Annotated in this window: 9 protein-coding genes; 2 read left to right on the top strand and 7 right to left on the bottom strand. The window is 36.6% G+C overall.

Annotation, left to right across the window (positions count from 1 at the left end; all coding sequences use genetic code 11):
• Positions 1-62 precede the first annotated feature (62 nt).
• The gene (locus tag SOP96_RS17095) at positions 63-3,203 is read right to left on the bottom strand and encodes a UvrD-helicase domain-containing protein (RefSeq protein WP_326322111.1); all 3,141 of its coding nucleotides are present in this window, start codon (positions 3,201-3,203) and stop codon (positions 63-65) included.
• 181 nt (positions 3,204-3,384) lie between these two features.
• Here SOP96_RS17095 and SOP96_RS17090 point away from each other — a divergent pair, with 181 nt between their 5' ends.
• Both SOP96_RS17090 and SOP96_RS17085 read left to right on the top strand, forming a co-directional pair.
• Entirely contained in the window at positions 3,385-4,122 is a 738-nt protein-coding gene (locus SOP96_RS17090) for a carboxypeptidase-like regulatory domain-containing protein (RefSeq protein ID WP_326322110.1), read from the top strand.
• A gap of 9 nt (positions 4,123-4,131) precedes the next feature.
• Entirely contained in the window at positions 4,132-4,923 is a 792-nt protein-coding gene (locus SOP96_RS17085; protein WP_326322109.1) for a carboxypeptidase-like regulatory domain-containing protein, read from the top strand.
• A gap of 12 nt (positions 4,924-4,935) precedes the next feature.
• On the opposite strand, the gene SOP96_RS17080 is transcribed toward SOP96_RS17085, so the two are convergent.
• From SOP96_RS17080 to SOP96_RS17055, 6 genes are all read right to left on the bottom strand, one after another.
• A complete protein-coding gene (locus tag SOP96_RS17080; protein WP_326322108.1) occupies positions 4,936-5,448 on the bottom strand; it encodes a GNAT family N-acetyltransferase in 513 nt (170 codons plus the stop codon).
• Positions 5,449-5,451: 3 nt separating this feature from the next.
• Positions 5,452-5,673, bottom strand: coding sequence for a PspC family transcriptional regulator (locus SOP96_RS17075; RefSeq protein WP_029297636.1), 222 nt, complete (start codon positions 5,671-5,673; stop codon positions 5,452-5,454).
• A 12-nt stretch (positions 5,674-5,685) separates the two neighbouring features.
• Entirely contained in the window at positions 5,686-6,939 is a 1,254-nt protein-coding gene (locus SOP96_RS17070) for a DUF2851 family protein (protein ID WP_326322107.1), read from the bottom strand.
• 76 nt (positions 6,940-7,015) lie between these two features.
• Positions 7,016-7,534, bottom strand: a complete 519-nt coding sequence (locus SOP96_RS17065; RefSeq protein ID WP_326322106.1) for a hypothetical protein — start codon at positions 7,532-7,534, stop codon at positions 7,016-7,018.
• Complete coding sequence (locus SOP96_RS17060; RefSeq protein WP_326322105.1) at positions 7,534-8,025, bottom strand: hypothetical protein; 492 nt, start codon at positions 8,023-8,025, stop codon at positions 7,534-7,536. Before SOP96_RS17060 ends, SOP96_RS17065 begins: the two co-directional genes overlap by 1 nt.
• A 28-nt stretch (positions 8,026-8,053) precedes the next feature.
• Positions 8,054-9,049 carry a hypothetical protein gene (locus tag SOP96_RS17055; protein ID WP_326322104.1) on the bottom strand — a complete coding sequence of 332 codons (996 nt, stop codon included), beginning with the start codon at positions 9,047-9,049 and terminating at the stop codon, positions 8,054-8,056.
• Positions 9,050-9,329: the final 280 nt, after the last annotated feature.

The raw sequence follows: 9,329 nt of genomic DNA, 5'->3' as shown, positions 1-9,329 counted from the left end.
GTTGCGCKSCACCTTTGGTCCCCCCGAAACTTTGAAATATGTTTGATTGTTAATGATGTGATTCACAAATAAATCAACTGTGTTTTCAATACCTTTTTTCCCAGCTTTTCAAGAATATTCTTATAATTCTCAATCTGGCGTTCATCTTTAGAAGACTCTTCTCCTGTTTTAAAATCAACAATGATGTAGCCTTCATCACTTTTCAGAATACGGTCGGGCCTATACACTCTACTTTCCCCATTTTCGGAAATCATAATGTCTTTTTCAGTGATAACTTCCCATTTTTCATCGAAAAATCCAGCATGGGTTTCTATAATTTTTTCGAGTTCGGTTTGTATCGTACGGCTTTCTTCAAGCGTTATCTGGCCTTCAAGAATATAGCATTCCAATACTTTACCGATGTCTTTTGCGGTATTAATCTGAGATAAAAGCTCATGCACGAAAAGCCCAACTCTTACCTTTTCATTTCTTACCTGATAGTTTTTGGAGGGGGTCGCAATTTTTATCGAAGTATTGCTTTCGCTGATGTTTTTCAAAACGCGGATATCTTTGGTTTTAAAAGATGAAATTTTTTCCTTCGAATATTTTTTCAGCATTTTAGGGGTAACTTCATATAAATCAAACTCATCAAGATTTTCAGGATTTTTTGACTGGAGGAACTCAAGCAGCTCAAGATTATTGGATGTTTTATTGGCTTTCTGAATATAGAAAAACAGCTGTTCAACGGGTCTGGTCGTAGCAACATACTGCAGGCAAAGCCGGTCTACAAAGTTTTTATATGAATTTTGTTTGTTGAATTTTTCAATTTCTTCATCATAAACTTCCAGATTTTTACTGAATTGGTTAATGTTTACTGATTTCAGCGGCGTATCTTTCGATGTTTCAAACCAGTTGGTAAATTCTGCATCGCGGTTTTTATTCATCATCGGGATAAAAACGATTGGGAATTCCAGACCTTTAGCCTTATGAATGGTCATGATTTGTACCGCATCAATATTTTCAGAAGCCTGAATGCTATACGTGGAAGCTTCTTCGTCCCAGTATTTCAGTAATTCTTTAGTGCTCGCTCCTGCATTTTGGGTGAAGTTAAAAAGCATTTCCAGAAAGTTCAGCAGGAAATCCGTTTCCTTATTTTCAACGGAAAATTCATTGATGTAAAATTCTATAAAATTATAAAGATTAAATCTCGGAAAATGATCCTGCTTAAGCTTTAAAGCATATCTTTTCTGGATGAAGTCTAAAATTTCTTCATGTGAAGTGAGGTCAAGAATTTCTTTCATTTCCAGTGTGAAATCCACCATATGAATTCTTCCCAGCTGATTAAGATAATACATCATCATAATCAGATTAGGCTTATTCTTCGGATTGACCTCCCATTTCAGGAATTCAATAACCGCTTTCAACGTATTGGAAAGTTCCAGTGTTAAACCTTTATCAGAAATTGTTTTGATATTTGTTTCTTCACCTTTATAGATCACTTTTAAATTTCCCAGCTTTTGGGAATAGCTGAAAATATCAAAATTCCCGCGGCAAAGAATGGTAATATCGGAAAACCTGAAACCATTATCAAGGGCTTCCTGGATGTCTTTCCGCATTCTTTCGGAAGTATCATTATAAAAATCTTCGTTGGTGAGATTTTCAATTAAATTAACTTTTACACGGCCTTCCATCGAAGATCTCGGAGTCTGCTCGGCATCCGTCCCGAAAATATTCTTATGCTCTTCTTCTAAAATATCAGAATGAAAGCGGTACAAATCGTTATTGAAACGGACTATATTTTTGGCGCTTCGCCAGTTGTCTTTCAGCACCAGAAGTTCGGCTTCTTTTGGAGTAATTTCTTTTTTGTTGATGATATCAAGCATCAGTTTGCTTTCTCCGCCCCGGAAACGGTAAATACTCTGTTTAGGATCGCCAACCAATGTGAACGAAGTATTTTCAGTGGAAATAGAATGATCCCTCAGCGGAAGGAAATTCTGCCACTGCAGCTCGGAGGTATCCTGGAATTCATCAAAAAAATAATGCTGAAACTGAGATCCTACTTTTTCATAAATGAATGCAGAAGGCTCATTTTTAAGGTTTTCATTAATCAGGATGTTGAATTTGCTTAATAATACAAGATCATTTTCCTGTTCTATTTTTCTCAGCTCATCCTGAATATCTTTATTCACTTTCAGCGGCAAAAGTGCCGAAAGGATTTTTTCTTTTTTCTGGGTCTCAATGTAGAGAAGAATCAGCTGCATCCTGTTGTCGAGTAGCTGATCGAGGATTTCCAGAATATCAGCTTCCTTATGTTTTGCTTTCGAAGCGGCACCTTTACGGTAATTATTAACTACGGATTCTTCAGCGGTTGTAGGAAAAGGGAAACCGGCCCGCTTTTGCTGATAAAAATCTAAAACTTTAGTGAAAAATCCGCCGATTCCGTTTTTGCCCTGCGCAAAATCTTCAACTTCAATATTCCTCGACCTGAATAATTCTATTGATTTCGTAGCAAGTTCAACCGCTTGTTTCTTGTTCAATACAATCTCTTTACGAAGCGTATTTTTAATATTTTCGTAATTTGAACTGTCAAAATCTTTATTGTTCTTCAGATGTTCATAATGAATATCCTTCACAAATTCTTTTGCAGAATCATACAGGTTTTTATTTAAATTAATCCTTTCATTATTCTCCAGGCTGTAATCCACATAATCCATAAAAGACTCGGAAATCACTTCATTTTCCCCGATTTGGTCAAGCATTTTATCAACCGCTTCAATGAGGAAAGGCTCTGCTTCAATTTCAAGATTGAAATTTTTAGCCAGTCCCAATTCATAAGAAAAGCTTCTCACCAGTCTGGAGTTAAAACGGTCTATGGTTCCAATATTCAGCGTAGAATAATTATGAAGAACATAATCCAGCAGTTTTTTTGCACGGATGTGTAATTCATCAATGGTAATTTTAATCCCTTCAACCTCAAATGCTTTCTGGATGTTTTTCAGGTCACTGTTTTCCGCAAAATTATCCGAAGAGAAGTTTCCAAGCCATTTCAGAATTCTTTCTTTCATTTCATTGGCCGCCTTGTTGGTAAAAGTTAATGCCAGAATATTCCTGATCGACTGCTGCTGATTAGGATACCGGAGACAAATCATCAAAAGCCGCTGCACCAGCGCATAGGTTTTCCCCGAGCCGGCTGAAGCATTGATAACGGTGTAAGAATTTTGCATTTCGGTTAGGATTCAATGTGCAAGTTACTTAATTTTTAAGCTAAATTTTAACAAATACGGTTGCGGATTTAACAGTTTTATGATGAAAAATCAAAAAGAAATGCTAAAACCCGTTAAGTGTGGTTAAACTTCACGAAATATTTAAAAATATTGATAGTTTTGCTCTAATAAAAAACTTTCCGTGAAAATTAAACTACTCTTTATTTTATTCACTGTTTTCTTCATTACTGCTCAGGCTCAGGACTATATTTTTGGGAAAGTAACTTCTGAAGAAAATTCCGAAATTGCAGGAGTCACAGTCATCAATATAAGGACTGACGAAAGGATTATCACCAATCGTGACGGCCATTTCATGATTTCCGGAAGAAGCGGAGATGAGCTTCGGTTTGTGAAAACCGGCTATGAAAGGGCAAGCCGGAAAATTAATAATGAGAGCATCAGCACACCAGTTAATGTTACACTTGTGAGATCGGCAACACCTATTGCTGAGGTGGAAGTGAAAAAAGAAATTACGGAAGATATTAAAATCGATTCCAAAAACCTGAATTCCCCAAGAAAAGTTCAGAAGCTCAAAAATGAGCTTGCAGTGTACATGACCCGAAAATCGGCACCTTCTGTTTTGGCACCACGAGCGGGAGAATTTGTGCAGCCGGTAACAAAAGGGATATTCTCTCTCGGAAAAGTTAAAAACAAGTGGGACGATATTGATCTGCTGAACTACTTGCAGAATGCCCTCGGAACAGCATTCTTTGAAGATCTTAAAATTGAAAAAGCCCAGATACAGCATTTCATCCTTTATATCCTGAGAACCGGTTTTGAAAGAAAGAATATACTCAAATACGGATATGTTGCCGAAGCAGATCTGAACAGATTCAGAAGTGCAGTGCTTAATAGGATTTCCGCCTATAAAGCGCCATAAATTTACTGTATGATTTTAAAAGTAATGAGGCTGAAACTTTTAATTTTTATGGTATTTCCTTTTTTGAATATATTTTCACAAAAAACGGTGGAAGGATCCATCACGGATGAAGACGGTGTTGCACTTCCTGCGGTAATGGTGATGAATATTTCTTCTGAAAAGAAAACCTATACGGCATCAGACGGAACTTTTTCAATCGAGGCTGCACCGGAAGATGAGCTGAGATTCATTCGTTCCGGATATGAAAGGTCTTCCATACAGGCAAAATATCTTACTGATAAAAAAGCAGCGATTACACTCATAAGAATTGCCGAACAGATAGAAGAAGTAGAAATTGCCAACCTTACAGGCGATATTAAAAAAGATTCGCGGGCGGTTGCTAAAATTGATAAAGGAAAAATTGTGGAAGATGCGGTGGGTCTTCCGCAGCCTGTCGGGAAAATGCGGGAAACGCCTGCAGATATCAAACAGGTGCTGCTTCCCATTTTGTTGGGAAGTCTTAATGTTCAGGGACTTTACGATCTCTTCAGCGGCGATGCGAGGCGAATGAAAAGACAGTACAGATACGATGATCTTCAGGAAGATATTGTATGGATCCGCGACAGAGTGGAAGATGATTACTTCATAAGAGAAGGCATTCCCAGAGAAAGAATCTCCGAGTTTATTGAATTTTCTTTTTTAAACAAACCGCAGACAAGAACTTTTGTAAGGGTTAAAAATCTCGCAGGTGCTTTATCCAGAATGGAAGAATCTCTTCCGGTATTCGTTGAAAGATTAAAAGAAAGTTCTGTTGGGGAATAATATGTTCAGATATTAATGATAGACAATATCGTAAATTTCGTCTTTAATATCTTTCACATTTTCCGGATGATAGTTTGAAAGAAGCCATAGGTTAAGCGGTTTTTTTCCTATTCCGTAGCTTGGCTGTACATACATTTCATCAATAAGGTGAAAGCCGTTTCGCTGGTAAAAAGCATATCTTCGTGCTGCATTTTCTCCCCAATGTTCCGGTTCTATTTCCAGGATGATTCTCGGATAATTTTCAAAAAGATATTTGGTAATGAATGATCCCAGCTTTTGACTCCGGAATTCTTCAAAAACTTCAAAATGTTCTACAAAAGTATAATTGCTGAGTTCCCAAAGGATGAGGTAACCGATGTTTTTTGATTCGTGGAGTACGGAAATAATTTTTACTTTCGGATTTGTAAACAAAGTCACCAGCTTTTCCCAGTCTCTTCGCTCATCTTCACAAAATGTGGTGCAGTATGAGCTATAAATCTGCTCAACTCGGTAATCTTCCGGGGATGTAATCTGCAAAAACTCCATAGTTTAAAGATCAAAAACATTAGGTCTTCTTGTGATGAAAATATCTTTCACCCATAACGTAAATGCCAGCCCGAGGTAAATCAGGAAGAAAAATCCTGCTGTAGCAAAAGTAGAGTAGATAAAGAAAACCCGGAGTTTCGATACCGGAATGCCCAGTTTTGCGCCGGTTCTCGTAAGAACGCCGAACCATTCTCTTTCCATTTTGTGGCGGATGTTATCTAGCATTTTTAAATTCTTTTAAAAGTTTAATCCAATACTGCAATGTAAGCAATTTTTTTGTAAGCAAAAATGATTGAAATGATAAATGAGACTTTGGCTTTCAAGGGAGCTGGGTATTCTGACATTCATTTTATTCCAATGGTCAATAACGGAGTTTTTTTCTGGGGGCAGATTTTTATAAAAAATAAGCAGTTCCTCTGCAATTCCTTCATTATGACGCTGATGATACGTATATTTCAAAGGCAAAATAGTGTTTAAAATAATCAGCTCTACGAAGTCTCTGCTCACTATTTTCGGTTGATTTACATTAGAAATTTTTCCGAAATTGAAATGATTGTCCCAATATTCCGAAGCTTTAATTTCTTTAAATAAAATATATAAATCTTCGGCAGATTTCGCATGGATTACTTTTGAAAACAGGTTCTGATGTCGGTGATACAAATCCGCAAGCTGTGACAAACGCAGTGTCGGGAAATTAGGCGGCCGCAGCCTTAAAAATTTAGGATGAATTTTTACATCAGGAATGTTGAACTTCGCTTTCAAAAAATCAAATTCCCTTTTCCAGATTTTCACCGCTTCATCTTTTGGATCTTCCAGCCAGCCTGCAATTCCAAACAATAATGCTTCAAGCTGGGTTCTGTTTTGTCGGACTTTCAGAATAATCGAGAAATCGATGCTTTCTGCAATTTGCCTGAAAATCTCAGCATTGATCTTCAGTCCGAAAGAATACGCAAGGCTGTGGAACAGCACAGCTTCAAAGTTATTTTTAAACTTTTTCAGGTTTCTTTCAAGCTCTTCAGATTTCTCATTCAGCTTTTTCAAGACATTTTCTTCATGAAAAAGGAGAGGAATATACTTCGGGTCGAAGATGTTTTCGCAGGCGATAAACTGATTTCCGCTTAACAGTTTTTCATATTTCCAGAGTGTATCTTGGTCAATATAATTCTTAAGCTCGAGAGTGGGAATGTTTATATTTTTCAGTTCTTCAATATCCATGTCATGCTCAAATACGGCATGAAGGATAATATTCCGGTAGTTCGGATCCTGCGAATGATTGTGAAAGATCCAGTCGGAGGATTTTATATGAAGCTCAATCTGTCCGGCCAAAGTAACGCCGTTGACTTTAATTTTAGCCTCTAAGAAATCCGGCCCGGAATCGGTATTCCATTTCCCGAATTCAAGGATCTCAATGGGATTTCCTTCCATATCCCTGAAGTCGAAATGCTTGAAGATCTTATGGTTCCAAAGGTATTGGAGTAGTTTTTCCGTCATGAGTGTTTTTTGTGTTGCGCTAATTTAAGAAATTGTGCGATAATAATAAAGCTGCCTCAAAAGAAGGCAGCTTTATTTATTTTTTATTTTCTATAAAAATACTGAGTTCAAACTGTTCTTTTACGGCAATACCATAAATTTTAGCAGATTTCCATGTATTAAGCATTGGTATCTTAAACACAGTTTCGATGGATTTTTTCGTTTCTTCATCAGTATATTTTAGAAATTCTACTTTTTCTAAATTATCCTTTGTTCCTATTGTTATGCGAATACGGTTTTCACCTGATTTGGCATTCTTAGTTAGCCTAAGTTCATCGTATAGAACTTGTCTGAAGTTGGATATTCCATTTGGGAATGATGCATAAAGGGTCATAATTCCTATATCATCTATGCAATCTAAATTATTTCTCTTGCATTTCTCTAAAAACTTTTCTCCAGCTAAATTAATTGAATCAATTTTTGTTGAATCTCTTTTATTTGCGGGAAAAACTTCTATATTTTCTATTCCTGTCGAAAAATAATAAACTGGCTTTTTTTTTCTAAGGCTGCAGTTTAAAAAACAGAATATAATAAATAAGGTGAAAACCGGTTTCATTATTTAGGATCCATGCTTTTATCAGTTAAACCTCTCACATACCAGAATTCTATTTTTTCAATAAGCAAATTTTTATAAAAATTCTCAGCTGTAGAGTTCCAAAACCAATGATATTGATTGATAATTGCTGAAGCTTGCTGGTAGTTATATGGTTGTTTAAAATAGATATCTATATAAGGGGCTACATAACCATTTTTACGTCTTTCAGAATTTGTTTCAGCATCATCTATAAACATTAATTTAAGATACCTGTTATTGTAAGGTACCGGATCATAAGCTTTTATGGTTAAATTGTTTTGAGATAATGTCTGAAGCAATACAGATAAGGGTTGGTTGTAATATACCGTTTTATTGGGGATGATATTGTTAAGTTTATTTACGATTTGAGTATAGAAGCTAGGATAATTGGTCATACTGATAGGTTGTGGAATCTGCGCTGTTCCATGCAATGATATTATGACCAGAATAGATATTATATGTCTTGTTTTCATAATTGGGTAAGTATTTAATTATTATTGATTAAGGACAAGGTACTGCTTTATATCCTGTAATTTTTTTTCCTCCTGATGCCGGAATTGTGTATTGAAATTTTACTGGTTTTAAAGGTTTTAAATTTCCGTTTGAATCACTTTTGGCAAGGATCATTCCTGAATTATATTTTTCCAGGACTTGTGCTAGTGCAGATTCAAGTGCATCAGTTTGTCCATTTCCAGAGTAACTAGGAAGTCTGCCTTGCATATAATCTTCATACAAATTATTAAAGTCTATCCCTAACTGTGACTTTTCGTTAACCAGCTGTCTATTTGGATTTAGATTTTCAGCTTCAGGAAAAGTATTTAAGAAATCTATTGCTTTTTGTCTATCTTCAACAATAAACGCATATACTGATCCATTACAAGAAAAAATATAACCACCTTGAAATGTTGGATAGTCTTTTACATGTTTAATATCGCCATAAAAATCACCTAGTGAAGGTGCTGATACTCCATGGCAAGGATGTGTATGTGCATTAGCTATATAATCTCCAACTGAAGGTATGTGAATATTTACTTTTACTGGTTCATTATCAGTATAAGGGTCTTGAGCAACAGTAGAACTTCCTATATTAATAATAGCTGTACCATATTCTACATTAGCATTAGCAGCGTGGCTTTTCATTATCGCCATTTCACCGGAAATGTTTGGCTCATGTAAAACTGCATTTGCGTTGCTTACGGGAATTTGTGCTTTTTCACACGGATCTGCTGCAAATGGATTCTCACCCAGATTCGGAAGCGTAGGTGTTCCTGTATTACATCCTGTTTGCGATTCTAATGTTGTACTTGGGTCTTGTGGCTGAGAAATGATGCCGTTTCCATCGCATGGCTGGGAAGTATTGGCAGATCCGTTACTGCCACCCGGTTCGGTTGTTCCGCCTCCTGTTCCTCCTCCCTGGGGATTGGTAACTCCGGGAGGAACCCCTTCCCCGGTACCTCCGCCGCCCACCATCTCGCATACACGCGTCACGGTAATCACTAATACTGATTGTGTCTCAGCCAGACAAGGCCCACCATTCTCATCAGACGCTTCTCCATGATGATGAGCGTTGTCGCTACAAGAGGTATAATAAGAGCTTGTTTTATAGTAACATACAGGATATATTCTTCATTACTTGTAAACTATTATATCCTTCACTATTTTATTGCCATAAAATGCTTTCTCTTCGTTTGTGAAGTAAAAACTATTTTTGTTTTGATAATATTTCACATCAGATTTAGGAAAACTATCCTGCCATATTAGTGTGTAAAGTTACAGC

This window comes from Chryseobacterium salviniae (assembly GCF_035819015.1).
Classification (GTDB): Bacteria; Bacteroidota; Bacteroidia; order Flavobacteriales; family Weeksellaceae; genus Chryseobacterium; species Chryseobacterium salviniae.
Note: the sequence above shows the minus strand (reverse complement) of the source record. Positions and strands in the feature narration are given on the sequence as shown.

Coding starts and splice junctions, on each gene's coding strand:
- SOP96_RS17070 (WP_326322107.1), bottom strand. CDS start 6,939: ATGACGGAAAAACTACTCCAATACCTTTGGAACCATAAGATCTTCAAG.
- SOP96_RS17080 (WP_326322108.1), bottom strand. CDS start 5,448: ATGGAGTTTTTGCAGATTACATCCCCGGAAGATTACCGAGTTGAGCAG.
- SOP96_RS17085 (WP_326322109.1), top strand. CDS start 4,132: ATGATTTTAAAAGTAATGAGGCTGAAACTTTTAATTTTTATGGTATTT.
- SOP96_RS17065 (WP_326322106.1), bottom strand. CDS start 7,534: ATGAAACCGGTTTTCACCTTATTTATTATATTCTGTTTTTTAAACTGC.
- SOP96_RS17095 (WP_326322111.1), bottom strand. CDS start 3,203: ATGCAAAATTCTTACACCGTTATCAATGCTTCAGCCGGCTCGGGGAAA.
- SOP96_RS17075 (WP_029297636.1), bottom strand. CDS start 5,673: ATGCTAGATAACATCCGCCACAAAATGGAAAGAGAATGGTTCGGCGTT.
- SOP96_RS17060 (WP_326322105.1), bottom strand. CDS start 8,025: ATGAAAACAAGACATATAATATCTATTCTGGTCATAATATCATTGCAT.